The 23,291-nt window shown below is 67.7% G+C and carries 26 protein-coding genes and 1 pseudogene; 18 read left to right on the forward strand and 9 right to left on the reverse strand.

Annotated features, from left to right (window positions below; all coding sequences use genetic code 11):
- Window positions 1–61 precede the first annotated feature (61 nt).
- The 5 genes from ACFU5M_RS10460 to ACFU5M_RS10480 all read left to right on the forward strand — a co-directional run bounded on the left by ACFU5M_RS10460 (window position 62) and on the right by ACFU5M_RS10480 (window position 4,152).
- The gene (locus ACFU5M_RS10460; protein ID WP_379047024.1) at window positions 62–961 is read left to right on the forward strand and encodes a dienelactone hydrolase family protein; all 900 of its coding nucleotides are present in this window, start codon (window positions 62–64) and stop codon (window positions 959–961) included.
- Window positions 961–2,160: a PQQ-dependent sugar dehydrogenase gene (locus tag ACFU5M_RS10465; protein WP_379047027.1), complete on the forward strand. Its 1,200-nt coding sequence runs from the start codon at window positions 961–963 to the stop codon at window positions 2,158–2,160. The genes ACFU5M_RS10460 and ACFU5M_RS10465 overlap by 1 nt, the downstream gene beginning before the upstream one ends.
- 117 nt (window positions 2,161–2,277) lie before the next feature.
- On the forward strand, window positions 2,278–2,724 hold the full coding sequence (locus ACFU5M_RS10470) for a MarR family winged helix-turn-helix transcriptional regulator (RefSeq protein ID WP_379047030.1): 447 nt from the start codon (window positions 2,278–2,280) through the stop codon (window positions 2,722–2,724).
- 2 nt (window positions 2,725–2,726) lie between these two features.
- Window positions 2,727–3,149 carry an organic hydroperoxide resistance protein gene (locus tag ACFU5M_RS10475; RefSeq protein WP_379047033.1) on the forward strand — a complete coding sequence of 141 codons (423 nt, stop codon included), beginning with the start codon at window positions 2,727–2,729 and terminating at the stop codon, window positions 3,147–3,149.
- Between the two features lie 16 nt (window positions 3,150–3,165).
- Window positions 3,166–4,152, forward strand: coding sequence for a zinc-binding dehydrogenase (locus ACFU5M_RS10480; RefSeq protein ID WP_379047036.1), 987 nt, complete (start codon window positions 3,166–3,168; stop codon window positions 4,150–4,152).
- Here ACFU5M_RS10480 and ACFU5M_RS10485 read toward each other — a convergent pair.
- Both ACFU5M_RS10485 and ACFU5M_RS10490 read right to left on the reverse strand, forming a co-directional pair.
- On the reverse strand, window positions 4,140–5,699 hold the full coding sequence (locus ACFU5M_RS10485; protein ID WP_379047039.1) for a phytoene desaturase family protein: 1,560 nt from the start codon (window positions 5,697–5,699) through the stop codon (window positions 4,140–4,142). The genes ACFU5M_RS10480 and ACFU5M_RS10485 overlap by 13 nt on opposite strands.
- 103 nt (window positions 5,700–5,802) lie before the next feature.
- Window positions 5,803–6,384 (reverse strand): TetR/AcrR family transcriptional regulator, encoded by a 582-nt coding sequence (locus ACFU5M_RS10490; protein ID WP_379047042.1) that lies wholly within the window; start codon window positions 6,382–6,384, stop codon window positions 5,803–5,805.
- A 157-nt stretch (window positions 6,385–6,541) separates the two neighbouring features.
- Between ACFU5M_RS10490 and ACFU5M_RS10495 the strand changes: the two genes are divergently transcribed.
- Window positions 6,542–7,213, forward strand: a complete 672-nt coding sequence (locus ACFU5M_RS10495) for an alpha/beta fold hydrolase (RefSeq protein WP_379047046.1) — start codon at window positions 6,542–6,544, stop codon at window positions 7,211–7,213.
- Window positions 7,214–7,249: 36 nt separating this feature from the next.
- Here ACFU5M_RS10495 and ACFU5M_RS10500 read toward each other — a convergent pair whose 3' ends face one another.
- The 3 genes and pseudogenes from ACFU5M_RS10500 to ACFU5M_RS10510 all read right to left on the reverse strand — a co-directional run bounded on the left by ACFU5M_RS10500 (window position 7,250) and on the right by ACFU5M_RS10510 (window position 9,387).
- Window positions 7,250–8,194, reverse strand: coding sequence for a transcriptional regulator (locus ACFU5M_RS10500; protein ID WP_379047111.1), 945 nt, complete (start codon window positions 8,192–8,194; stop codon window positions 7,250–7,252).
- A 27-nt stretch (window positions 8,195–8,221) separates the two neighbouring features.
- Window positions 8,222–8,419: pseudogene (locus ACFU5M_RS10505) on the reverse strand (helix-turn-helix domain-containing protein); the annotation flags it as partial.
- 2 nt (window positions 8,420–8,421) lie between these two features.
- On the reverse strand, window positions 8,422–9,387 hold the full coding sequence (locus tag ACFU5M_RS10510) for a hypothetical protein (RefSeq protein WP_379047049.1): 966 nt from the start codon (window positions 9,385–9,387) through the stop codon (window positions 8,422–8,424).
- Between the two features lie 486 nt (window positions 9,388–9,873).
- On the opposite strand from ACFU5M_RS10510, the gene ACFU5M_RS10515 reads away from it, so the two are divergent.
- From ACFU5M_RS10515 to ACFU5M_RS10530, 4 genes are all read left to right on the forward strand, one after another.
- Complete coding sequence (locus tag ACFU5M_RS10515) at window positions 9,874–10,362, forward strand: DNA-directed RNA polymerase subunit beta (protein ID WP_379047052.1); 489 nt, start codon at window positions 9,874–9,876, stop codon at window positions 10,360–10,362.
- A gap of 104 nt (window positions 10,363–10,466) precedes the next feature.
- Window positions 10,467–10,781, forward strand: a complete 315-nt coding sequence (locus ACFU5M_RS10520; RefSeq protein ID WP_379047055.1) for a hypothetical protein — start codon at window positions 10,467–10,469, stop codon at window positions 10,779–10,781.
- A gap of 320 nt (window positions 10,782–11,101) precedes the next feature.
- The gene (locus tag ACFU5M_RS10525; RefSeq protein ID WP_379047058.1) at window positions 11,102–11,392 is read left to right on the forward strand and encodes a hypothetical protein; all 291 of its coding nucleotides are present in this window, start codon (window positions 11,102–11,104) and stop codon (window positions 11,390–11,392) included.
- Window positions 11,393–11,716: 324 nt separating this feature from the next.
- A complete protein-coding gene (locus tag ACFU5M_RS10530) occupies window positions 11,717–12,247 on the forward strand; it encodes a class IV adenylate cyclase (protein ID WP_379047061.1) in 531 nt (176 codons plus the stop codon).
- 386 nt (window positions 12,248–12,633) lie between these two features.
- On the opposite strand, the gene ACFU5M_RS10535 is transcribed toward ACFU5M_RS10530, so the two are convergent.
- Both ACFU5M_RS10535 and ACFU5M_RS10540 read right to left on the reverse strand, forming a co-directional pair.
- Complete coding sequence (locus tag ACFU5M_RS10535) at window positions 12,634–13,329, reverse strand: hypothetical protein (protein WP_379047064.1); 696 nt, start codon at window positions 13,327–13,329, stop codon at window positions 12,634–12,636.
- Between the two features lie 82 nt (window positions 13,330–13,411).
- A complete protein-coding gene (locus ACFU5M_RS10540) occupies window positions 13,412–14,344 on the reverse strand; it encodes a PDR/VanB family oxidoreductase (RefSeq protein ID WP_379047067.1) in 933 nt (310 codons plus the stop codon).
- Between the two features lie 146 nt (window positions 14,345–14,490).
- Here ACFU5M_RS10540 and ACFU5M_RS10545 point away from each other — a divergent pair, with 146 nt between their 5' ends.
- The 8 genes from ACFU5M_RS10545 to ACFU5M_RS10580 are packed head-to-tail and all read left to right on the forward strand — an operon-like array spanning window position 14,491 to window position 22,237.
- Window positions 14,491–15,651, forward strand: coding sequence for an acyl-CoA dehydrogenase family protein (locus ACFU5M_RS10545; RefSeq protein ID WP_379047070.1), 1,161 nt, complete (start codon window positions 14,491–14,493; stop codon window positions 15,649–15,651).
- A 10-nt stretch (window positions 15,652–15,661) separates the two neighbouring features.
- Window positions 15,662–16,186: a YiiD C-terminal domain-containing protein gene (locus ACFU5M_RS10550; protein WP_379047073.1), complete on the forward strand. Its 525-nt coding sequence runs from the start codon at window positions 15,662–15,664 to the stop codon at window positions 16,184–16,186.
- The gene (locus ACFU5M_RS10555) at window positions 16,183–17,076 is read left to right on the forward strand and encodes an alpha/beta fold hydrolase (RefSeq protein WP_379047076.1); all 894 of its coding nucleotides are present in this window, start codon (window positions 16,183–16,185) and stop codon (window positions 17,074–17,076) included. Before ACFU5M_RS10550 ends, ACFU5M_RS10555 begins: the two co-directional genes overlap by 4 nt.
- Before the next feature lie 9 nt (window positions 17,077–17,085).
- Window positions 17,086–18,219, forward strand: a complete 1,134-nt coding sequence (locus ACFU5M_RS10560; RefSeq protein ID WP_379047079.1) for an ABC transporter ATP-binding protein — start codon at window positions 17,086–17,088, stop codon at window positions 18,217–18,219.
- 33 nt (window positions 18,220–18,252) lie between these two features.
- Window positions 18,253–19,626 carry an ABC transporter substrate-binding protein gene (locus ACFU5M_RS10565; protein ID WP_379047082.1) on the forward strand — a complete coding sequence of 458 codons (1,374 nt, stop codon included), beginning with the start codon at window positions 18,253–18,255 and terminating at the stop codon, window positions 19,624–19,626.
- Window positions 19,623–20,480: a metallophosphoesterase gene (locus tag ACFU5M_RS10570; protein ID WP_379047085.1), complete on the forward strand. Its 858-nt coding sequence runs from the start codon at window positions 19,623–19,625 to the stop codon at window positions 20,478–20,480. The genes ACFU5M_RS10565 and ACFU5M_RS10570 overlap by 4 nt, the downstream gene beginning before the upstream one ends.
- 4 nt (window positions 20,481–20,484) lie before the next feature.
- Window positions 20,485–21,435, forward strand: coding sequence for a carbohydrate ABC transporter permease (locus ACFU5M_RS10575; protein ID WP_379047088.1), 951 nt, complete (start codon window positions 20,485–20,487; stop codon window positions 21,433–21,435).
- A complete protein-coding gene (locus ACFU5M_RS10580) occupies window positions 21,425–22,237 on the forward strand; it encodes a carbohydrate ABC transporter permease (protein ID WP_379047091.1) in 813 nt (270 codons plus the stop codon). The genes ACFU5M_RS10575 and ACFU5M_RS10580 overlap by 11 nt, the downstream gene beginning before the upstream one ends.
- A 16-nt stretch (window positions 22,238–22,253) precedes the next feature.
- Here ACFU5M_RS10580 and ACFU5M_RS10585 read toward each other — a convergent pair whose 3' ends face one another.
- On the reverse strand, window positions 22,254–22,730 hold the full coding sequence (locus ACFU5M_RS10585; RefSeq protein ID WP_379047094.1) for a DUF3237 domain-containing protein: 477 nt from the start codon (window positions 22,728–22,730) through the stop codon (window positions 22,254–22,256).
- A gap of 2 nt (window positions 22,731–22,732) precedes the next feature.
- Window positions 22,733–23,179, reverse strand: a complete 447-nt coding sequence (locus ACFU5M_RS10590; RefSeq protein WP_379047097.1) for an ester cyclase — start codon at window positions 23,177–23,179, stop codon at window positions 22,733–22,735.
- Window positions 23,180–23,291 lie beyond the last annotated feature (112 nt).

The raw sequence follows: 23,291 nt of genomic DNA on the forward strand, positions 1-23,291 counted from the left end.
CGTGGACGAACCGACGATGAACGCCGCGCACCCGCGAACGATCCGGCTTATCGTGGGGCGCATGACGCCGCTGCAGCGCTACATCGCCGAGGAGATCGCGGCCGATCACGCCGACGGCCTGCTCCCCCGGCGGGAGGCACTGCGCAGGCTGGGGCTGCTCGGACTCGGCGGCACCGCCGCCACCGCCCTGCTCGCCGCCTGCGCGAGCACCGGCACCGAGAACACCGATTCCGCGCCCTCCCCCGCGGCGCCGTCGACGCCACCGGGTTCCGCCGACGCCCTCCCGACCGCCGCGGTGACCTTCGCCGGACCGGGCGGGACGCCACTGCAAGCCGCGTGGGCAGCGGCGGCGCAGCCGCGGGGCGGGGTGCTGGTCGTCCATGAGAACAAGGGCCTCACCGATCACATCCGTTCGGTGGCAGGCCGTTTCGCGGGCGCCGGATACTCCGCGCTCGCGGTCGATCTGCTGTCCGCGCGAGGCGGCACCGCCGCGTTCACCGATCCGGCCGCCGCGACCGCCGAGCTGAGCCGTATCCCGCAGGAGCAGCTCGTCGCCGACCTGCGTGCCGGGCTCGACGAACTTCGGCGCCGGGTCGAGGGAAAGAAACTCGGCGCCACCGGTTTCTGCTTCGGCGGTGGCTTGACCTGGCTACTGCTGGCCTCCGGACCGTCCCCGCTGGCCGCGGCGACGCCCTTCTACGGACCGTTCCCGGACAACGGCGATCTGTCCGCGTCGAAAGCCGCGGTGCTCGGTGTCTACGCGGCGGCCGACGCCCGCGTGAACGCCTCCCGCCCCGCCGCGGAAGCCGCACTCGCCCGCTCGGGCAACCCGAACCAGATCTTCACCGCACCCGACGCCGACCACGCCTTCTTCAACGACACCGGTCAGCGGTACAACGCCGCGGCGGCCACCGAAGCCTGGCGCCGGGTATTGGACTGGTACGGCACGTATCTCGGCTGATGGCACACCGATCAGGCCGTTTCCTCGTCATCCCGGCGCCTTCGGGCGGCGCGGGTGCCGACCGAGCCCGCGCCCTCGGCAACGAACGCGCGGCGGCCCACGCGCCGCGCTTGCTCGCGGTGATCGCCTTGCTCTCGGCCGTGGCGGCGATCGGGGCCTGCGGCGGCGAGCAACCGCCCGCTCCGAGCAGCGTCTCGTCTACGGCAGGCACTGTGGCACCGAGCAACCCGGCGGGACGACCCGACCTCGAGGCCGCCGAAGAAGTCGCCGGCGACATCGAGGTCCCGTGGGGCTTGGCGTTCCTGCCCGACGGCGCCGCGCTGGTCGCCGAGCGGGATTCCGGACGGATCGTGCGAGTCGCCGTGGGTCGCGCGCCGGAACAGGTGTACGAACTGTCCGACGTCGCCGCACGTGGCGAGGGCGGTTTGCTCGGACTCGCCGTCGCGCCGGACTACACCGAAAGCCGTTACGTCTACGCCTATTTCACCTCCGAGACGGACAATCGGATCGTCCGGTTCCGGCTCGACGGCCGGCCGGAGGTGCTGGTCACCGGGATCGCCGAGGCCGGGAATCACAACGGCGGCCGGATCGCGTTCGGGCCGGACGGCATGCTGTACGCCGGGACCGGCGACGCGGGAGAATCCGCGCGGTCGCAGGATCCGGCGAGCCTCAACGGAAAGATCCTCCGGTTCACTCCCGAAGGCCGCCCGGCTCCGGGCAATCCGTATCCCGGCTCGCCGGTCTACAGTCTCGGCCACCGCAACGTGCAGGGACTGGCGTGGGATCGAGCCGGTCGCCTGTTCGCGGCGGAGTTCGGGCAGAACCGGCTCGACGAGATCAACCTGATCGAGCCGGGCCGCAACTACGGCTGGCCCGGTGTGGAGGGCACGGGCGGGACCGACCGCGGCTTCACCGATCCATTGCTGACCTGGACCACCGCGGAAGCCTCGCCTTCGGGCATCGCCATCACCGCGGACACCCTCTACGTCGCGGCGCTGCGCGGTGAGCGCCTGTGGACCGTGCCGCTCGAGGACGGACGCGTGGGCGGCCCTCGAGCCGAACTGCGCGACCGATACGGCCGGTTGCGCACCGTCGAAGTCGCGCCGGATGGAGCGTTGTGGCTCACCACCTCCAACACCGACGGTCGAGGCGACCCCGCGACCGGCGACGATCGCGTCCTTCGCTTCCCGGCACGCTGAGTTACACACCGGCCACCGCGCCGGTCGACATCGCCGCTCATAGTCTCCGATCGCTGAGACGGGCGCCACATAGCATTTATATTGCACACAACCGAATTGCTCACTACATTATTGCTCATGACCGATCACCTCACCCTCGACGAGCAGCTCTGCTTCCCGCTGTACGCGGCGTCTCGGGCGATGACGGCGGTCTACCGCCCGAAGCTGGAACGGCTCGGGCTCACCTACCCGCAGTACCTGGTGATGCTGGCGCTGTGGGAACGCGACGAACGCAGTGTCGGCGATGTCTGCCATGCGCTCGACCTGGATTCCGGCACGCTTTCCCCGCTGCTCAAGCGGCTGGAGACGGCGGGCCTGGTCGAGCGGCGGCGGTCGGCCGCCGACGAACGCCGCGTCGATATCCGGCTCACCGAACGCGGGCGGGCTCTGCGCGCCGAGGCGGGCGACATCCCGGCCCAGATGGCCGAGGCCAGTGGCCTGTCCATGGATGACGTCGTGGCGTTGCGCGGGATCCTGCACCGACTTACCGAGGCGCTGAAGTCTCAACTGGACGAAGGAGAGTAGACATGCGAATCCTCTACACCGCCGAGGCCCTGGCCAGCGGCGACGGTCGTGACGGCCACGCGCGCACCACCGACGGCAAGATCGACGTGAACCTGTCGATTCCTAAGGAAATGGGCGGCAACGGCGAGGGCACGAACCCCGAACAGCTGTTCGCGGCGGGCTACGCGGCGTGCTTCCATTCGGCCCTGCGCCTGGTCGGCAAGCAGACCTCGTCGAATGTCGACGACTCCGCCGTCGGCGCGAAGGTCGGTATCGGCCCGAACGACGCCGGCGGCTTCGGCCTGGCCGTTACGCTGGAGGTCTCGCTTCCCCACCTGTCCCGCGCGGACGCGCAGGCGCTCGCCGACAAAGCCCATCAGGTGTGCCCGTATTCCAACGCGACCCGCGGCAATATCGACGTCCAGGTCCTCGTTGCCGACGACTGATCGAGAAGGAGCGGTTATGCGTGCCGTAGTCATCGAACGATTCGGCGAACCGAAGGACGTGCTGACCACCGCCGAACGCCCGGTGCCCGAGCCAGGGCCGGGCGAAGTGCGGCTCGCGCTGATCTTGTCGCCGATCCACAACCACGATCTGGCCATCGTGCGCGGCGTGTACGGCTACCGTCCGGAGTTGCCTGCGATTCCCGGCAGCGAGGCGGTCGCACGGGTCGACGCGGTGGGTCCCGAGGTCGGCGACCTGTTGGTCGGGCAGCGGGTGACGGTGTCCGGCGCGCAGAACGTGTGGGCCGAGTATTTCGTCGTCCCGGCCGGGCAGGTGATTCCGCTGCCCGACGCGGTCTCCGACGAGACCGCCGCCCAACTGCTGGCCATGCCGTTGAGCGCGCTGATGCTGATCGAGGACCTCGAACTGTCCTCCGGCGACTGGCTGGCGATCAATGCCGCCAACGGCGCGGTCGGCAGGCTCGTGAACGTCTTCGCCCGGCAGCGTGGTCTGAACGTGCTGAATCTCGTGCGCGGTCCCGCCTCGGTCGCGGCGCTGCGCGAACTCGGCTACGAGCCGGTGCTCGACACCGAGAGCGAGGGCTGGCGCGACCAGGTGGAAGCGGCCACCTCGGGTGCGCCGATCCGCCGGGCCGTCGATCAGGTGGGCGGCCGGGCCGCGGCCGCCGAGCTGGCATTGCTCGCGCCGGGCGGGCAGCTGATCTCCTTCGGTGCGCTCTCGGGGCAGCCGCTGTCGCTCGACCCGGGCGCGCTGATCTTCAAACAGGTGGTGATCAAGGGCTTCTGGGGCGCCAAGCGGATCGAGGAAATCGGCGCGGAGCATCGCGGGCGGCTCATCCGCGAGCTGATCGGCCACGCGGCCGGCGGCACTCTGCGGCTGGACATCGAAGCCGCCTATCCGCTGGAGGCGGCGGCCGACGCCGCGGTCGCCACCGAGACACCGGGCCGCGCCGCCAAGGTCGCGCTGCGGGGTCAGCCGGCCTGATCGGCGTCGAGCACGGCCATCGCGGCGTTGTGCCCGGGGATGCCGCTGACCCCGCCGCCCCGGATGGCGCCCGCACCGCACAGGAACACGTTGCGGTGGCCGGTCGCCACGCCCCACCGGGCGGCGGGATCGGCGGGATCGGCGTCCTCCGGGAGGTATGGGAAGGCCAGATCCCGGTGGAAGATGTGTCCACCGGGCAGGCCGACCTCGCGCTCCAGTTCGATCGGGGTCTTCGCCTCGAGGCAGGGCGCGCCGTTCTCGTCCGTCGCCAAGCAGTCCGCGATCGGCTCGGCGAGTACTGAATCCAGTTGCGCGAGAGTAGCTTGCACCACCTCGTCTTTCGCCGCCGCATGGTCTGTGGTGAAGAGCTTTCCGCGAGCATGCAGACCGAACAGCGTCAGAGTGTGCGCCCCCTGCGCGGCCAGTTCCGGTGCCAGGATCGTCGGATCGGTCAGTGTGTGGCAATAGATCTCGGCGGGTGGCGCGGACGGGATACGGCCGATCGCGGCCTCGCCGTAGGCTCGGTCGAGCTGGGCGTACGACTCCCCGATGTGGAGAGTTCCCGCGAAGGCCTCCCATGGATCGGCTTCGGCGTCACGCAAGCGTGGCAGACGCCGCAGCAACATGTTCATCTTCAGCTGCGCGCCTTCGGGTTTCGGCGGCAAGGGCTCGCCGAGCAACGCCGCGAGCGTATACGGTGCGACGTTCGCCAGGACGTGGCGCGCTCCGGTTCTGCCCTCCGCGTGCACGACTTCCGCTGCGCTGCCGTCGGTTTCGATGCCCGTCACCGCACAGCCGGTGACGATTTCCGCTCCGGCCGATCGGGCGGCCTCGGCCAGTGCGTCGGTGAGCGCGCCCATGCCGCCGATCGGCACGTCCCAGTCGCCGGTACCCCCGCCGATCACGTGATAGAGGAAGCAGCGATTCTGCCGCAGCGACGGATCGTGCGCCTGGGTGAAGGTGCCGATCAGTGCGTCGGTGAGCACCACGCCGCGCACCGTGTCATCGTCGAAGGTGGACTCGATCGTCTCGCCGAGCGGCCGCTCGAACAGCGACTCCCAGATGGACGCGTCGTCGACGATGTGCCGCAGCGCCTCCTTCGACGGAAGCGGCCGGGTCAGCGTCGGGAAAACCCGCCGGGCCAGCTGGTTCGTGGACGCGTAGAACCGCTGCCACGCGCCGAACTCCCGGTCAGACCCGGTCAGCCGTGCGAAACTCGCCGCCGTGCGCGCCTGCTGGGACGAGACGAGCAGACCCCCGTCGCCGACCGGCGTGTAGGACGAGACCACCCGCCGCCGCGTCTCGAACCGCAGGCCCAGGTCTTGGACGATCGATCGTGGCAGCAGGCTCACCAGATACGAGTACCGCGAAAGCCGCGCATCGACCCCCGCGAAGACCCTCGCGGACACCGCCGCGCCGCCGGTGTGCGGCTGCCGCTCCAGCACCAGCACCGATCGCCCGGCCCGCGCCAGATACGCGGCGGCCACCAAACCGTTGTGACCGCCGCCGACGATCACGACATCGTAGGAGGAGCGCCTCGGCGTCATTCGTCCTCGATAGCACGGATCGGCACCGGACGACAGCACCCTGGCCGATAGGCCCTGGCCAGGTCGCGGGAGCGTCGCGCTGGAACGGGGGGACCAAGGCCGTTCAGGTGGCCGCGGCGAGCAGAGCCGCGGCGGCGGCGCGAGCCTGCCCACCGACACCCGCCGCGCCGTGCATCGTCGCGACGACGGTCGCCCCCTCCACCAGCATGAGCAATTGCCGGCCCAGGACGGCCGGATCCTCTGCCCCACCGCGGGCGGCGATGCCGGTGAAGAGGTCGAGATAGCGATGCAGGTGCCGCGCGGTGATGGCCCGCACCTGCTCGTCGTAGTGCTGGGCCGCCGCGTTCACCATCGCGCAACCGCGAAAGGCCGGTTGCGCGTACCACTCCCCCAGCGCGTCGAAAACCGCGGCCAGCTGTGCGGCGGGATCGTCACCGGCCGACTCGACCGCGCTCGCCAGCCACGCACCCACCTTTTCACTGCGCGCTTCGAGCATCGCTCGCACGAGCCCCTCCTTGGTACCGAAGTGCCGGTACAGGGTCTCCTTGGACACCCCGAACCGTGTGCACAGTTCGGCCACACCGACCCCGTCGAGCCCACGCTCGTACAGCAGCGGTTGCGCCGCTTCGAGGATGGCGGCACGGGTGCGCGCCGGGTCGATCGTCGAGCCTTTGGCCACGGGCATACCTAGATGGTAACGAACGGTTCGATCTACTGCTAGCATCTTAGGTCGTACTGATCGGTTCGATCCAAATCGCGTCCATGAAGTGGGCATAGCAAGCCGCGGGCCGCGATCGCTGCCACCCGGTTCACTCGCGACCTGAACGAGACGGAGAACGACGATGACGACTTTCGTCCTGATTCCCGGCATGTGCCACGGCGGCTGGTGCTTCGAGCAGCTCACCGAGCAGCTGCGAGCCCACGGTCATCGCGTGTTCCCGCTGACGCTGAGCGGAGTCGGTGAGCGCGTCCATCTGCGCCACGGAGTGAATCTGGATACCCACATCCAAGACGTCACCGCGATGCTGTCGGCCGAGAACATCACCGACGCGGTCCTGGTCGGCCACAGTTACGGCGGCATGGTGATCACCGGCGCCGCCGACCGCGCGGCGGCCCGGGTCGGCGCATTGGTGTACCTCGATGCCGTGGTGCCCGGCCCAGGTGATTCCTGCTACGCGCTTGTTTCGGACGAAGAGCGACGGTGGTACCTGGACGTGGTCGACACCGGTGACGCCGTACGCCCGCTGCCCTTCTTCGATCCACGAGCCACACCGCACCCACTCGCGTCGGTCCTCCAACCACTCACGCTCACCGGAGATCTCACCCACATCCAGCGCAAGGACTACATCTACGCCGCCGGATGGGAAACCCCCTCGCCGTTCACCGATATCTACCAGCGATTGCGGGACGACGCAGAGTGGACGACCCACGCGGTCGACGGCGGGCACAACCTGATGCGAGACGCTCCGGAAGACCTGCTGCGGATACTGCTCGACGTCGCCGAACCCCGCTGACCCCGAAGCCGTGCGCCGACCGCGCCAGGAACCTGCTCACGAACGGCTCGAGTCGACTGGGATCACACCCCCGGCGTCAGCGCTGGATTCGGCGATCTCGTCCATCAGCATCCGCAGCGTCAGCGAGTGCTTCTCCGGTGGCAGCGCATCCATCGCACCCCGCGCCGTCCGGATCCCTTCGGCTCGATCGCCCGCTCGGACCAGCATCAGGCCGCGATGCATCTCCAGATGCGTTGCGAAGCGCGGCAACTCGGCCGGAAGTTCCCTTCGCGCCTGCTCTTGCGAGGCGACCGCCGACTTCTCTTCTCCGAGACGTGCCGCCAGTAGGGAGAGGAAGACGTTCATGCGCCACCATGGGACCGCGTAGTCGGAGGTCTGCTCGTAGGAGCCGACTTTGTCGAACACTCTGCGGCCCTCTTCCACGAGTGCGCGGCCCGTCTCGTGATCGCCGCGCAGCACCGCCGCGTGGGCCTTGCCCATGATCGCGTTGAGACGCCCCAAGCTCGGTTTGTCCGACAGCGCCAATGCCTGGTCGGCGAAGAGGTCCGCGACTCGCAGCGCCGCACCTTCGTAGCCCAGAGCGATGGCCGCCCTTCCCCGCACCCAGACTCGAGTCTGTTCATCCTCGGAACGATCCGCGGCCTCGGCCGCCATGCGGTACCAGTTGACCGCCTTGGTGCCGTCGGAGCCGGGAAATGTCTTCGCATACAGCGTCATCAGCCGAGCCGCCGCTGCCCACATCCGCGGACTGTCCAGCTGTTGTTGCAGAATCGCCAAGTCGACAGCCAGGCGCCGCTGGATATCCGCCGCACCCAGTGACATGTAATCGGTGCCATACGCACTGAGCTTCGCCTGCCACGCCTCGACGCTCGGCCCGGCACGATCCAGCCGCGCCGAGAACCCCGCCGCCAGCAGATCGGATGCCACTACCGGCGCGATACTGGTCGCGGCCACCTGGGCCAGAAACTGTCGTCTGTGCATGCCATCGTCCTCGAAAACAGCCAGAGGCACGTCCAGTACCGCCGATAGATGGCGTAGCCAGAACCGGCTGGGCACCGTGTCCCCGTTCTCCCAACGCCTCGAGATGTACTCCCGAGAGATACTCGCCCCCGAATGAGCCGCCAGCTCGTCCGCCAGCCGCCCCTGCGACCATCCGCGCGCTTTTCTGAGCGCACAAATCAACTCGCCCACGAGGTACGGCGTCACCGCTACAGCACATCAACAGCTATCGAGTCCAGCCTCCGAACCGCACTCGATCGTGCCCACGGGGCGAGCGCAGCACGCGTGTTGATGTAGACCTCCCGCAGGCGTGGGGACGTGTTGATCTTCGACAGCTCGATAGCACGTTCGGCTGCCCGGCATGCCCGATCGAGGTCCTCGCGGACGGTCAGTTTTGCCAGGTGAAGCAGTGCAAGCGCGCGGTCTCGCACGTCGGTCTGCGGAATGCGATCTATCGATGCTTCGATTGTGTCCACCGCTGCGCGCGTCTCCCCCGCCATTTCCAGGCTCTTGCTCGTCAGTAGCCCGGTGAGCCAGTCGCTCATGTAGTAGGCATACGAGATGTCAGGGGTTGTCGGATTGGCGTGCTTACCTGAGATTCGATTCAGAAGCGGCCACGCTTCACGTGACCGCCCCGCGTACGCATACGCCTGTGCCGATTGCAGCAGAACGTAATCGGCCATCCTCGGATCGGTGACCGGTAGTCTCATCGACGCATCTGCCAAGTCTGCCGCCACCTGGTAGCGATGGGTCCAGATCGCAAGCTGAGTTCGATGGCAGAGCATCCCAACCGCTACATCGTCATCGCCCGCGTCCGTTGCATGGTCGTACGCAGCAACGAAAAGTCGATCAGATCTCTCGTATCGACCCTGGTCCCATGCTGCCCAGGCGTTGCTTGCGGTCGCTTCGCTGGTGAGAGATTGAAGCTCCGGACGAAGTCTCGACGGGCAGTCCCGCAGCAGCGCCGTACAGGCGCGCGCTTGGGCCTGAATGATGGGCTGCGCCGCGTTCGAGCCCAACTGATCATCCAACAGCATCGCCGAGTGGATCGTTGTTCGCAGATGCCCGATCGCATCCGGGGTGACTATCGGTACGTCATCGCCGCGCAGCGCAGACGCACCTACCACCACGCCTGTTGCGGCAAAAAATTCTCGCCGATTCACGTCGTCTCCCATCAACTTCCGGAACCGATCTTGTGCCCCATGGTCCGCGTCGGCCAGTAGTCTGTCCAGACCTGCCTGGTGGGCGATACCCACTTGCGCCGACGGACGCCCCTCCCAGAAACTGACAGTTCGCTGACTGCACCGCAGCGCCTCAGCGAGTTCATTCTGAGTGAGTCTGCAAGCAGTCCGGAGCACCTTCACATCCGCGCCAGTCCACACGGTCACGCCGGTCACCATGCCCCCTGTCGATTGTGTTCGTATCGATTGGTAAAACCTGCGCATCTCTTACCTTCCACCCCGAATCTTGCCCCGGCAACCTTTGATAGGTATCCGGAACCGGGAAAGCCTCTCGCGCAACACCAAACGGCATGTGTGAGAGGGCACCTGATGCGGCCACGGGGTGTCGTCTCGGGTGGCGAACGTCCCGCCCCGGTTCCGGGTGCACCAACCAGCCAGGCATGGAACCAAACGCCCATAGTCGAGCGAGGGGAGACGCTTGTGGATTCACCGAAACAGTTCGGAGACACCCCTTTGGCGGTGTGCCACTTCTACCGCCAGGTGTGTGATTTGCCCGCCGAAGTAGACCCCCCACACCTGGGGCGCATCACGCTGCGAGCAGGCCGGGTATGCGGGTTGATGATGCCCGCATTCATCGGTTCGGAAGTCAAAGCATCGATGCGACGTGCGGGCCACCCGGCCGGGCCGGTAATGACGCATCCTCGGTCGCAGCGCTGGACGTTCCTGACCGGACCCGATCTGCCCGAGGACATCCGGTTGTTCGCGGAGATGTCGCGGTTGAACGTGTCCATCCTGCGCGCCGGCGTCATCGCCTTGCCTGGTCCGGGTCAGCGCCCCGGCTTGTTCCGGGCCTGGGTGCAACCACCCCATGACGCCTACCGCCCACCGGGGCGAATCGTCATCCAAGCGATACGGGATTGCGCCGCTCAGCACATGCGGCAGCGTCGGCGGGTGATGGCATATGCCTGAATTCAGCACAGCCTGTGCTCTCCCGCTCGGGTGCGAGGACACCGGTTCCCCGCCGTCATCCCGCGCGTTGTCCCCACACCGGTTCGACCACCGCAGGCCTTCCGATGACCGGTGACCAGGACGCCGAGCGCGCGGCCGCCGAACTCGACGTTCTCACCGAGGTGATCGACATACTGGTGACCACCACTGCCGAGGCCATACCCGACGGGATGCCCGAGGCGGCCCGCGCACATGTGATGGCGAAGGTGATCTATGTTCTGATCACCAGCGCCCGCACCGCCGCCGCACCCCACACTGGGCGACTGTACGCAGCCGCGGTACTCGATCCGATCATCGAGAACATCGCCACCGCCGACGAGATCACCCTCCTCGACCTGCTGATACCCGCGATCATCGGCCAGCACATCGGCGGTGCCTAGACCACCGCGACGGCCCTGCACGTCGCGTTCCTGCCACCGCGCTGCGACTAGAAGCGCGAAGCGCACAATACGTTGCGCCACACGCACATTCATTCCATACACTCATTCCGAGAGGCACCACATTGCAGCCTGACACGGCTCGGCAACAGCACGTATCAGCAGCACACACGGTGTTGCTGCCGAAATGCGCCGTCGCGGTACTCCGCGACGGCATTCTCACCAACATGCCGGTCACATGCCGCGAAACCCACTGCCGTGCCGGCGCCCCAACAGCCGGTGGGGTGATCGGCTTCCACCTCCACCCACCGGAACAATCCCCGATGACCGGCGTTCATGTCAGCGACAACCAACCAGCACTTCCCTTCCGCGCCGACGATCCAGCAGGAACGACCGCGCCCGCGCACCAATCGCCGCGCCCACAGGAGCCGGACGTGCACCTGACCATCTTCTTGCAGCAAATGCGATTCGACTTCACCGCGTGTCTGAGCGCCGCCCTGGAGTTCGTACACGAGCAGCAGACCCACCACTACGCCGACGATGTGACCGTCGACCTGCACGACACCCGCCGATACCCGCGCCTACCGAACGAACGACTCTTCCTGCGACCCTGACCTGACACGCTCACCAGATCCCGGCGCCGACGAGAGGACAGCCACCATGGGCGCGGACCGGCCCCACATCGAAGCCGAATTCGGCCGGACCACGGCAGATCAGCGAGATCCGAAGTGGCGGGAATGGTTGGGCAGATGGCAGAGCGTATCGACTACTTCCTGAACGTCACAGTGCCCGACATGCCCGAAATTCGTGGTCCGCCGCGAGCCGGGCGCCTGGGAAGTGGTGGGGCTGACCGAGAGTACTTTGCTCGACGGGAAGTACCAGCGGCTCGCCGGCCGGCGTGCCGGACAAGCCCGTCCGAACCCGAACAGGAGCCAGCAGTGCCTATCGAGCACGAAGCCAAGATCCTCGACATCGACCCCGGTACTGTCGAACGACTCATCGTGGACAAGGGTGGCCGGAAGCTCGGCGAGCGATTCATGCGCCGCTACGTCTACGACATCGCGCCGGGCGATCGATCGAAGTGGATCAGGCTGCGTGACAACGGGAATGGGACCACTCTAGCCGTCAAGCAGATCACCAGCGACGCCATCGACGGTACCGACGAAGTCGAGGTGGGTGTCGACGACTTCAGCGGCGCCAACGCCCTGCTCGAGCTGTTGGGCTTTACCGCGAAGTCCTACCAGGAAACGAAGCGGATCAGTTTCGTACTCGACGGCGCACAGCTCGAGATCGACACCTGGCCGCGGATTCCTCCGTACCTGGAGATCGAAGCCGCGAACAAAGATGAAGTGATCCGGATCGCCGAGCTACTCGGCTATGCCGAAGCCGACCTCACCGGTGAGAACACGATCAAGATCTACGCTCGGCACGGCATCGACCTCGATACCGTCCGGGAACTGCGGTTCTGAGCCGCACGCGACAGAGCCGTATGTCCGCTGATCCTCTGTAAGGGAACGAGATTCGCCCCTTCGCGCTTGAATAGCCCGAGTCATCAGGAGATAGATACGATCCCAGGGCGCGTCCCGAAGCCGAAGACGCGCCCGCGTGATCAGGAAGCAATGCCGCTGAGTACCGCGCCCCCGATCACATCGCAGGGTTGGGCCACTGGCGGCGGCTGAAGGGGGTGTGCACCCCGTTGACCGAAGCCGCCGCCTGGCCGATCTACTACTGTGACCGACATCGGATTTACAACCGCTGACCGTCCGTCCTCGAACGGAGAAGACCCCGCCCGGCGTGTGGCCGGACGGGGTCGGGTGTCCCCCAACGAACGAGACGTCGGGTTCTTCGCCGCTATCTACTTCGCCTGGACAGGAGGCTGGTTGATAGTGGTGAAGTACTGGATGGCGGCGCCGATGGCGACCGGGGCGGTGACCAGGATCTGGCCTGCGATGGTGCCGAGGGCGCCGATCGCGATGATGCCGCCCAGGCAGCCGATGGCCGCCGCCGGGATGAACGCGCCGAACAGGCCGACGATCGCGGCCGAGGCGACGGTGGCGCCCGCGATGCCGCCGAGCACGCAACCGACGGCGCCGCCGCCGATGCCGCCGACCAGGGTGCCGATGGTGGCGCCCATGGTGATGGTGCTGGTCATGCGGGACCAAGCGGCCTGCTCACGGTCGTATTCGGTCTTCCACGGCGCCTTGTCCTCGAACGGCAGGGCGACCGGCTTGTAGGCCGCGTGCGCCAGGTCGAACTGCGGGGTCAGCGTCGCGGTGCGACCGGCGATGTCGGCCACGATCGGGAACTCGAAGTCGTCGACCCGGAACCGCAGCGGCATGCCGGTGAGCACGGTGCCGTTGGCGGCCTTGACCTTGAAGACATCGCCCTCGACGACCATCGAGCCGGCATCGGTCGTGACGATGGACTGGGTGTCGGTGGCGTAGGCGGTGAAGTCGACAGCGTCGTCGCTGCCGGGCTGCGCACCGGCGGAACCGGAAACGATCCCGACTGCGGCGACCAGCCCCGCGGCCACCGCAACGATTTTCCTCATCCTTGGTTCTTTCCTCTCGGTTTTCTCGGGGAAGCGGCCGCGCCGAGCGCGCCGCGCGCCTGCCGCGAGCGCGGCGGGCAGGTCAGAGGTCGAGGACGAGCGGGCCGGACCTGGCCCGCGAGACGCACAGCATCATCGTGTCGCCCCGCGCCCGCTCCTCGTCGGTGAGCAGTTCGTCCCGGTGCTCGACGTCGCCGGACAGCACCGTGGTTTCGCAGCTGCCGCAGGTGCCTTCGCGGCACGAGGTGACGATGCCGATTCCGGCGGCTTCCAGGACGTCGGCGATGGATTGGTTCGCCCCGATCCGGAAGGTTTTGCCGCTTACCGCCAAGCGCACCTCGAACGGCTCGTTCGGGGCGAACCGCAGCTGCCGCGGCACGAAACGCTCCACGTGCACCGGCACTCCGCTTCGTGCGCCTTCGTCCTCCGCGGCGGCCAGCAGCGGCTCCGGTCCGCAGCAGTACACGGGGGTGTCGCCGAGGTCGGTGAAGATCTCGCGCAGCGGCAGCAACCCGTGCTCGTCCTGCGGAAGCAGATTCGCCCGGGGGTAACGCTCGGCGATGACTCCGGCGAACGCCATGTGCCCTCTGGTTCGACCGCCGTAATACAGCGACCAGCGTGCACCCGCGGCGTCCGCGGCGGCCACCATGGGCAGGATGGGCGTGATCCCGATCCCTCCGGCCAGGAAGACATATCTGTTCCTGCCGATCAGTTCGAAGTTGTTGCGCGGCATGGACACTCGCAGCACCGATCCGGGTTGCGCGGCACGGTGCAGATAGGCCGAACCACCGCGCCCGTCCGGTTCGTGCAGCACCGCGATGCGCCAGCGACCCCGGTCGGCCGGGTCGCCGCACAACGAGTACTGCCGCACGCCGGCCGCGCCTACCGCGACATCGATGTGGGCTCCCGGTGTCCACGACGGCAGTTCGCCGCCGTCGACCGGGACCAGCTCCAGCGAGAACACGCCCGCGGCCTCGTCGCGGCGGCGCCAGACTCGTACCGCTCTGTCAGTCATATCCGTCCCCTAGCCCGGCAACGTCTCCGCGATCACCGTCGCCGAGATACGCCGCCCCCGCAGCGAACGAATGGGCAGTCGATTCGCACAATCGACGTTGACTATCGCCCCCTCCCCCGAAGGCACGCCGCCCCGAGACTGACGCCATGACCACTGTGGGGCAATTGGTGGACAAGACCACCCAGTTCATTCGAGACCAGGTCGTTCCGGTGGAACGCGAGGTCGTCGTGGACGGGCGGGTGATGGACGACGCGCTGCGGCTCGAGCTGCAGAAGAAGGCCAAGGAGGCCGGCGTCTTCGGCCCGCTGTCGGATCCGCGATACGGCGGCCTCGGCCTGGACACCCGCGCCCAGGCGCAGGTGCTCGAAGCCGCGGGCGCCAGTCTGCTCGGCCCGATCGCGGTGAACGCGTGGGCGCCGGACGACGGCAACATCCACCTGCTCGCGCACGTCGCGAACGAGGAGCAAAAGCAGCGCTACCTCGCGCCACTGGCCGCGGGCGACATTCGTTCCGCGATCGCGATGACCGAACCGGCCCCCGGCGCCGGATCCGACCCCGCGATGCTGCGGACCGTGGCCGAGGAAACCGATTCCGGCTGGGTCATCAACGGCGCCAAGCATTTCACCACGGGCGCGCAGGGCGCGGCGTTCACCATCTGCGTGGCGCGCACCGGTGACGGCCCCACGATGTTCTTGGTCGACCAGGACAATCCCGGCATGCGGGTGGGCCGCCGTATGCCGACGCTCGACCACACCAGCGCGCCCGGCGGCCACTGCGAGGTGACTTTCGACGACTGCGAGGTGCCCGAGTCCGCCGTGCTGGGCCAGGTCGGCCAGGGTCTGGCGCTCGCGCAGGTGCGGCTGGCGCCTTCGCGGCTGGTGTTCTGCATGAACTGGCTCGGGCTGGCGGTGCGGGCGCACCAGCTGACCATCGAGCACATCGGCACGCGCACGTCGTTCGGCGTCCCCATCGCCGAGCACGGCATGGCCCAGGGGCACGTCGCCGACAACGAGATCGACATCGCCGCCGCGCGCGGTGTGATCCGCACCGCCGCGGAGACCATCGACGCGCAGGGCCCGACCTCCTCGCAGGCGCGGCACGAAGCATCGATCGCCAAGACCTTCGTGTCCGAGGCGGTCTGGCGGGTGCTCGACCGCGCGGTCCAGTTGCACGGCGGGCTCGGTGTCTGCGAGGACCACCTGGTGGCTCGATTCCTGGTCGAAGCCAGAGCTTTTCGGATCTACGAGGGCCCCTCGGAAGTCCTGCGCTGGTCCATCGCCCGCCGCGCTCTGCGCACGAAACGCTGAAGGAGACGTCATGACCACGCGTGAGATCGCCGGCTTCGCGGCCGCCTACCCCGAACTCGACTGCGACGCCGTCGATTACGAGTACCTGCGGGCCGTATCGCAGGAGATGGTTCCGTTCGGCCGCCATGTCGGCACACTGATCACCGAGATCGGGCCGCAACGCGCCGTCGTCGAGATCCCCGCCGTCGGCATGGTCGGCAATCACATGGGCACGGTGCACGCGGGCGCGCTGTTCACCGCCGCCGACATCGGCGGAGCCGCCGCGTTCGTCGGTGCCGCGGCCACCCGCCTGCGCACCGTCGAGCGACTGGTGTTGCGCGGCGGCAGCGCTTCCTACCGCAAACCCGCCGTCGGCCGGATCCGCGCCGTCGCGACCGTCGACCAGCGCGAGCTCGCCGAGGTGCTCGCCGCGACGGCCTCCCAGCGCTTCGAGCTGTCCGGCAAGGCCACCTTGCTCGACGACGCCGATGTCGTCGTCGCGAAGTTCACCTTCGACTACGTCTGCGACATCACCCTCGCGGAGGGCGACCGATGACCACCGCGGCACCGCAGAACCGTTCCGCGTTCACCACCCTGGAATCGACCACGGTGCAGACCGCCGACGGTGTGACCTTCACCGTCCGCTTCCTGGCGTCGAAGAAGCCGGGCGCACCCGTCGTTCTCATCCTGCCCGCCATGGCGATGAAGGCGAAGAATTATCTGGCGCTCGCGAAAGAACTGCATGCGCAGGGTCTTTCGGTGGCGACATCCGACCTGCGGGCACACGGTGAGGCCGAACCCGCGCTGGGGCTGCACCGTGACTTCGGCTACCGCGAGATGATCGAGACGGACCTGCCCGCACTTGTCACGGCGGTGCGCGAGCGTTTTCCCGAGGCGCCGATCCATCTGTTCGGGCACAGCCTGGGCGGGCAGCTGGCACTGCTGTTCACCGCGGCCGAACCGGAGCGGATCGCGGGCGTCACCGTCATCGGCACCGGCACCGTCTTCTGGTGGGCCTTCGGCGTCCGACGCTGGTGGGAAGCGCTGAGCCAGATCCAGTGGATCGGGCTGGTCGCCCGGTGGAAGGGTTACTGGCCCGGCGGTGTGCTCATCCCCGCCCCGATGCCCGGCGGTGTTATGCGTGACTGGTCGCTGCACTCGCTGACCAGCTATTACCGCCCCAAGGGCAGCAAGCGCCGGTACAACACCCTGCTGCGGGATCTGACCGCGCCGGTGCTGGCGATCTCGTTGTCCGACGACGTGCTCGGCCCGAAGTCCAACGTCGACTTCCTGGTCTCCAGGATGCCGAACGCCCGGGTGACCCACTGGCACATCGATGCGGACTCGCCGGTGCGGCATCGCGACCATTTCCTGTGGCTGAAGGACTCACCCGCGATCGCGGCCAGGGTGGCGACCTGGATCGTCGCCGGCGAGTTGCCGGGCTGAGGGGCAGCGATGGCACGACTGCGAATCGAAGCGGTGTCGAAGCGATTCGGCGCCGCCCACGCGGTGCGCGAGGTGAGCCTCGACATCGCCGACGGCGAATTCATGGTGCTGCTCGGCCCCAGCGGCTGCGGCAAATCCACGCTCCTGCGCATGATCGCCGGCCTGGAAGATCCTTCCGACGGACGAATCATGCTGGACGACAACGACATCACGCACGACGCGCCGCAGCAGCGCGACTTGGCCATGGTCTTCCAGAGCTATGCGCTCTACCCGCACCTGACCGTCGCGAAGAACATCGGGTTCCCGCTGCGCGCCCGGCGCACCCCACGGGCGGAGATCGCCGAGCGGGTATCGGAAGTCGCCGGGGTACTCGGCCTGAGCGCGCTGCTGCGCCGCAAGCCGTCCGCGCTGTCGGGCGGACAGCGGCAGCGCGTCGCCTTGGCGCGCGCCATGGTGCGCGACCCCGGCGCGTTCCTGATGGACGAACCGCTGTCGAACCTGGACGCGAAGCTGCGCAGCGCGACGCGGGCCGAACTGATCGGGCTGCATCAGCGGCTGGGCGCGACGTTCCTGTATGTGACCCACGACCAGGTCGAGGCGATGACCATGGCCGACCGGATCGCGCTGCTCAATGAGGGCCGGGTGGAGCAGGTGGGCACGCCGACCGAGCTCTACGACCATCCCCGGTCGACTTTCGTCGCCGGATTCCTCGGCGCACCGCCGATGAACCTGTTCCCCGCCGTCGTCACCGATCGGGAGGGTTCACTGCGCGTGGTGGCCGCTGGCATCGATACCGAATTGGCCATCGACGTCACGGATTTCGATGAGGACCTCGAGGTGGTCGCGGGCATCCGCCCGGAACAGCTGCGCCTGGATCCGACCGGCGCCGACATTCGCGGCCGGGTCACGATGGTGGAGAACCTCGGCAGCGAGGAACTGATCCACTTCAGCACCGGCGATCGCACCCTGTGCGCCCGAGCACCGCGGCCGGCGGGCGTCGCGGTCGACGACAGCATCGCGCTGCGGGTCGACCCGGCGCACATCCATCTCTTCCATGCCACCTCCGGGTTGCGCCTGACCTGGCAGGAGACGCCACAGGACGCCCGCATCGACAGCGCGGGCGAACCCGTCGCCGTCGCCTGAACCCGAACACCCCTACTCGATGAGGAGAACACCGTGAAACGCACCGCGCCCATTCTGGGCCTGGTGTTCGCAACCACCGTCGCGCTCAGCGCTTGCGGCGGACTCGGGAGCACCACCACCGACTCGAACGCCGACAGTGCGCAGATCCCGGCGCTTCAGCCGGACCAGCAGGTTTCCATCGTGTTCGAGTCCTACAACTACGGACTCGCCGGCGCCTGGACCGACACCTTCAACTCCTTGATCGCCGACTTCCGCACGAAGTTCCCGAACATCACGGTGACCGCGCAGAAGCCGCAAGGCAACAGCCCGAACCCGGCCACCGACACCATCTCCAGCATCCAGAATCAGATGGTCGCCGGCTCGCCGCCGGACGTCGCCCAGCTCGGCTTCAGCGACCTGGATTTCACCATTCACCAACTCGGCGCCAAGCCGCTGGACATCTTGGTCGGCAAACAGGACGTGCAGCGCAACTTCGACGGGGCGAAGCATCCCTTCGCGCCGAAGGCCCGCACGCTGACCGACTGGGACGGCCACACCTACGGGGTGCCGTTCGTGTTCTCCACGCCGGTGCTGTATTACAACGCCTCGCTGTTCGCCGAGGCGGGTCTGGATCCCGCGCACCCGCCGGCCACCTGGCAGCAGGTCGCCGAGACCGCGACGGCGATCGCCGGGAAGACCGGCAAGGGCGGGGTGTACATCGACTGCCTGACCAAGACCGCCAAGGACTGGTGCTTCCAGTCGATGGTGCGCTCCAACGGCGGCCGGGTGATCTCCGAGGACCGTACCGAGCTCACCTTCGCCGACGCTCCCGCGGTCGAGGTCGCGGCGATGAGCCAGCAATTGGTCAACTCCGGCGGCATGCCGAAGCTCAACCAGAAGCAGGGCTACGAGGCCTTCGCCCGCGGTGAGATCGGCATGATCTTGGAGACCAGCGCGATTCAGGGCACCTTCGTCACCGGCGCCAAGGACAAGTGGGATCTGCGCTCGGCGCCGATGCCGAGCTTCGCGGGCAAGCCGACCGTGCCGACGAATTCCGGCGCCTCGCTGCACATCCTGTCCGGCGATCCGGCCAAGCAGCGCGCCGCGTGGGAGCTGATCAAGTTCCTCACCAGCGAATCGGCCTACACCAAGATCTCGCAGGGCATCGGCTACCTGCCGCTGCGCACCGGGCTGATGGACGACCCGGACGGCTTGCAGGCCTGGTCGAAGCAAAATCCGCTGCTGGCGCCGAACGTCGCGCAGCTGGCGAACATGGAACCCTGGATCTCCATGCCCGGCACGAACTATCTGCAGATCCGCGACGGCATGATGGACGCGGTCGAGGCGATCGTTTTCCAGGGCAAGGATCCGCGGTCCACCCTCACCACCGCCCGCGACCAGGGCGCCGAACTCCTGCCCGCGTCATGAGCGAGGTGACGATCGTCCAGCTCACCGATACCCACATCCGGCCCGCCGGGGAATGGGTGCACGGCATGGTGGACACCTACGCCAACCTCACCTACGCGCTGCAGCAACTGCGCGCTTCGCGGCAGCGCATCGACGCGCTGGTGCTCTCGGGCGATCTGACCGACACCGGGTCGCCGGAGGCATACCAGCGGCTGCGCGGCGCGGTCGAACCGGTAGCCGAAGAACTCGGTGCGAAGACGGTGTACGTGATGGGCAATCACGACGAGCGCAACGCTTTCGCCACCGAACTGCTCGGAATCGATCCCGCCGCGGCCGATGGCGACACCACGCACGACCAAGTGGTCGACGTGGCGGGTCTGCGAGTGATCGCGCTGGACAGCACCACGCCGCGACGGCACGACGGACGGCTCGAGCAGCCGCAACTGGACTGGCTGGCCGAGCAACTGCGCGAACCCGCGCCGCGCGGCACGCTACTGGTGCTGCACCACCCACCGATCCCCTCGCCGGTCGCGGCCACCGAGTACCTGCGGCTGGAACGGCCCGAGCTGCTGGCCGAGGTGCTGGCCGATTCGGATGTGCGGCTGATCATCTGCGGGCACAACCATCTCACCGGCGCGGCGGCGCTGGCCGGCATCCCGGTCTGGATCGGCCCGGCGCTGGCCTACCGGATCGACACGATCGCACCGGCCGGACGTCATCGGGGGCTGATCGGATTCGGCTACAGCCGCATCGATCTGCTCGGCACGACGATGGTCGCCACCGCCATCGAGGCGACGCCCGCCGAGACCCTCTACGACCGGCCCGAGCAGGACGTGCTCGATCAACTCGCCGCGCTGGCCGCGGAGGCCGGGTAACTCGATGTTCGTCGTCGAACCCCCGCTCGCGACCGCGGAACAGACCGAACCGGTCACCTCGACGCATCGCCCCGCCCGGTTCCGCCGGGCGGGGCGGTTCGCCGTGCCGTACTTGTATCTGGCGCCCGCCCTGGTGCTGCTCGTCGTGTGGATCTACCGGCCGCTGGTCCAGGCGATCGAGCTGTCCACGTATTCGTGGAATCTACTGCCGACCTCTCCGATGAAGCCGGTGGACACCGGCAATTACGAACGGCTGCTCGATCTCCCGGCGTTCTGGAACTCGGTGGGCCGCACCGGGGTGTTGATCGCGGGCATGCTGCCGTTCACCGTGGTGCTTCCGCTGCTCATCGCGCTGGCCAGCCGACGGGTGCACGGCCGGGCGCGAACCGTCTACCACGCGTTCGTCTTCGTGCCTTTCCTCGTCGCGCCCGTCGCGGCGGCGGCGGTGTGGCGCTGGCTGCTGCACCCGGGTAGCGGCTTCGTCGATCAGGTCCTCGGCTCGGACCGCAACTGGGTCTACGACGTGGACACCGCGCACGGGGTGATCATCATGATCACCGGATGGCAGTTGCTCGGTTTCGCCGTACTGGTGATCTGGGCCGGGCTGGCGGGCATCAGCGGTGACTACGACGAGGCGGCCCGGGTGGACGGCGCGAGCGCCCGGCAGATCCGCCGGTGGATCACCCTGCCGCTGCTCTCACCGACGCTGCTGTTCCTGGTGCTGACCACGGTGTTGCTCAGCCCTACCCTGACTTTCCCGCTCATCGACTCGATGACGCAGGGCGGTCCGGCGCAGGCGACCACCAACATCTACTACCTGCTCTGGGACTACGCGTTCCACAGCTTCGACGCCGGGCTCAGCGCGGCCGCCGGGGTGCTGCTGTTCGCCGGGTTCGGGGTGATCGCCGGCATTCTGGTGTGGATCTCGGAAAAGGTTGCTATCCATGATGATTGACCGATTGCGCGGCGTGGGCAGCCATCTGCTGCTGGTCGTGACCGCCGTGCTGTGCGCGTTCCCGATCTACTGGCTGTTCGCCACGTCGCTGCGGCGGCCCGAGGACGTCACCTCGCTGTCGCCGATTCCGTGGCCGATCTCGTTCGCCAACTACGCCGACGCGGCCGACAAGGTCGACGTGGTGGGCCTGATCGGCAACACCTTTTTCGTCGCCGCGCTCTCGGCGGCCGGTCAGTTGCTGATCGCGCTGCTGGCCTCGTACGCGTTCGCGATGTACACCTTCGCGTTTCAGAAGCTGCTGTACCTGGCGTTCGTCGGCACCTGGCTGGTGCCGTTCCAGGTGACGATGCTGCCCAACTACGTCCTGCTGACCAAGCTCGGGCTGATCAATTCCCTGATCGGCGTCGTGCTGCCGACGCTGTGCTCGGCGCTGGCGGTGCTGCTGCTGCGCCAGCACATGGCGAGCTTCCCGAAGGAACTGGTGGCGGCGGCGAAAATCGACGGCCGGTCCTCCTGGTCCATCCTGTGGACCGTGGTCGTGCCGAATCTGCGCCCCGCGCTAGCGGCGTTGGGAATTCTGCTGTTCATCAACGCGTGGAACGAATACTTCTGGCCGGCGGTGGTGCTGCGCCGGTCGAATAGCGTGCTGCAACTGGGCCTGCGCAGTTTCATGGGCACCGAGGGCGACCAGTGGGGCCCGATGATGGCGGTGGCCAGCCTCGCCTGCCTCCCGGTGCTGCTGATGTACCTGCTGCTGCAACGTCACATCGTCAACGCGTTCGTGCGCTCGGGGTTGAAGTAGACCGCGGGCTTCGACGTCAGACGACCTCGAATACTCGGTAGGCGATGCCGCCCTCGACCGGATACCCCGACCCGACGCAGACGATGTCGTTTAGCCACAGATAATCGCGCGCGCCGGTTTCGAACACCGGTGTCGTACGGAAGTAGTAGCGCCCCGGATCGACGAGATGGCGCGTGGCCGGATCCCCGATCCGGTCGCGCACCTGCTCCGGTATGGTCCACCGGCCGCCGTAGGTCATCTGCACCAGGGCGTCGTCGTCGGTCCGCAAGGTGAGCCGGACATCGAGCATCATGCTCCCGTCCTGCCGGAACACCGCCCAGTCGCCGCCTCCCGGCACCACCACGCCGCGCAGCTTCGGCCCTTCGAACGACCCACCGGTGGCACCGAACAGCACCCGGCCGTTCCCGATGTGCAGCGGCGGCGCCAGATCCACCACAACGTCGAACAGCTGCCTGGTCTCGATCCCGGCGACATCCTCGACCCGTGCGTCCATGATCATCTCCCTCCGAACAACTTCTGTCGTACCGCGTCGGTGGATACGCCCGATTGGGCGCACAGCTCCGATAGATCGAAGTGGAAGTACTCCCCCGCGATCAGCCCGTCCGTGAACGCGAAGCGGAGGAACACCGGCAGCTCGGCCCGTCGGCCGTTCGGCTCCGCGCCGAATCGGTTACCGGTCAGGGTCATTCGCGCCGTTCCCCAGCAGACCAGCGTCTCCCCCTCGGCGGCGTGCCCGTCCAGCTCGACGTCATAGTCCGGAAAAGACGCGAAGAAAGCCCGCAGCGCGAACTCGTTCGCCTCCAACCCCCGCGCCACCGTCCCGAACGCCGGCGCTTCCAAGACCATCCCGCCGTGCATGAGCCGCAACGCCGCCGACACGTCCTGCCTGCTCTTCATCACCGCGAGCTCCGTCGCCAGGTCCATCATCCAGCCACTGTCCATGCAAACACTATACGGTCGACCGTATTTATTGTCTACGTGACAGCGGCCGGAGTCGAGCGCTCGACTCGCCCCGAAGACGACGAGGGCCCGGTCCGGACCGGGCCCTCGTGAG

The organism is Nocardia sp. NPDC057455, from assembly GCF_042802775.1.
GTDB lineage: Bacteria > Actinomycetota > Actinomycetes > Mycobacteriales > Mycobacteriaceae > Nocardia.

What these genes read in the sequence shown, in the direction of transcription:
- ACFU5M_RS10460 (WP_379047024.1), top strand. Translation starts at nt 62, where the DNA reads ATGACGCCGCTGCAGCGCTACATCGCCGAGGAGATCGCGGCCGATCAC.
- ACFU5M_RS10465 (WP_379047027.1), top strand. Translation starts at nt 961, where the DNA reads ATGGCACACCGATCAGGCCGTTTCCTCGTCATCCCGGCGCCTTCGGGC.
- ACFU5M_RS10470 (WP_379047030.1), top strand. Translation starts at nt 2,278, where the DNA reads ATGACCGATCACCTCACCCTCGACGAGCAGCTCTGCTTCCCGCTGTAC.
- ACFU5M_RS10475 (WP_379047033.1), top strand. Translation starts at nt 2,727, where the DNA reads ATGCGAATCCTCTACACCGCCGAGGCCCTGGCCAGCGGCGACGGTCGT.
- ACFU5M_RS10480 (WP_379047036.1), top strand. Translation starts at nt 3,166, where the DNA reads ATGCGTGCCGTAGTCATCGAACGATTCGGCGAACCGAAGGACGTGCTG.
- ACFU5M_RS10485 (WP_379047039.1), bottom strand. Translation starts at nt 5,699, where the DNA reads ATGACGCCGAGGCGCTCCTCCTACGATGTCGTGATCGTCGGCGGCGGT.
- ACFU5M_RS10490 (WP_379047042.1), bottom strand. Translation starts at nt 6,384, where the DNA reads ATGCCCGTGGCCAAAGGCTCGACGATCGACCCGGCGCGCACCCGTGCC.
- ACFU5M_RS10495 (WP_379047046.1), top strand. Translation starts at nt 6,542, where the DNA reads ATGACGACTTTCGTCCTGATTCCCGGCATGTGCCACGGCGGCTGGTGC.
- ACFU5M_RS10500 (WP_379047111.1), bottom strand. Translation starts at nt 8,194, where the DNA reads ATGCACAGACGACAGTTTCTGGCCCAGGTGGCCGCGACCAGTATCGCG.
- ACFU5M_RS10510 (WP_379047049.1), bottom strand. Translation starts at nt 9,387, where the DNA reads ATGGGAGACGACGTGAATCGGCGAGAATTTTTTGCCGCAACAGGCGTG.
- ACFU5M_RS10520 (WP_379047055.1), top strand. Translation starts at nt 10,467, where the DNA reads ATGACCGGTGACCAGGACGCCGAGCGCGCGGCCGCCGAACTCGACGTT.
- ACFU5M_RS10525 (WP_379047058.1), top strand. Translation starts at nt 11,102, where the DNA reads ATGACCGGCGTTCATGTCAGCGACAACCAACCAGCACTTCCCTTCCGC.
- ACFU5M_RS10535 (WP_379047064.1), bottom strand. Translation starts at nt 13,329, where the DNA reads ATGAGGAAAATCGTTGCGGTGGCCGCGGGGCTGGTCGCCGCAGTCGGG.
- ACFU5M_RS10540 (WP_379047067.1), bottom strand. Translation starts at nt 14,344, where the DNA reads ATGACTGACAGAGCGGTACGAGTCTGGCGCCGCCGCGACGAGGCCGCG.
- ACFU5M_RS10545 (WP_379047070.1), top strand. Translation starts at nt 14,491, where the DNA reads ATGACCACTGTGGGGCAATTGGTGGACAAGACCACCCAGTTCATTCGA.
- ACFU5M_RS10550 (WP_379047073.1), top strand. Translation starts at nt 15,662, where the DNA reads ATGACCACGCGTGAGATCGCCGGCTTCGCGGCCGCCTACCCCGAACTC.
- ACFU5M_RS10555 (WP_379047076.1), top strand. Translation starts at nt 16,183, where the DNA reads ATGACCACCGCGGCACCGCAGAACCGTTCCGCGTTCACCACCCTGGAA.
- ACFU5M_RS10560 (WP_379047079.1), top strand. Translation starts at nt 17,086, where the DNA reads ATGGCACGACTGCGAATCGAAGCGGTGTCGAAGCGATTCGGCGCCGCC.
- ACFU5M_RS10570 (WP_379047085.1), top strand. Translation starts at nt 19,623, where the DNA reads ATGAGCGAGGTGACGATCGTCCAGCTCACCGATACCCACATCCGGCCC.
- ACFU5M_RS10575 (WP_379047088.1), top strand. Translation starts at nt 20,485, where the DNA reads ATGTTCGTCGTCGAACCCCCGCTCGCGACCGCGGAACAGACCGAACCG.
- ACFU5M_RS10580 (WP_379047091.1), top strand. Translation starts at nt 21,425, where the DNA reads ATGATGATTGACCGATTGCGCGGCGTGGGCAGCCATCTGCTGCTGGTC.
- ACFU5M_RS10585 (WP_379047094.1), bottom strand. Translation starts at nt 22,730, where the DNA reads ATGGACGCACGGGTCGAGGATGTCGCCGGGATCGAGACCAGGCAGCTG.
- ACFU5M_RS10590 (WP_379047097.1), bottom strand. Translation starts at nt 23,179, where the DNA reads ATGGACAGTGGCTGGATGATGGACCTGGCGACGGAGCTCGCGGTGATG.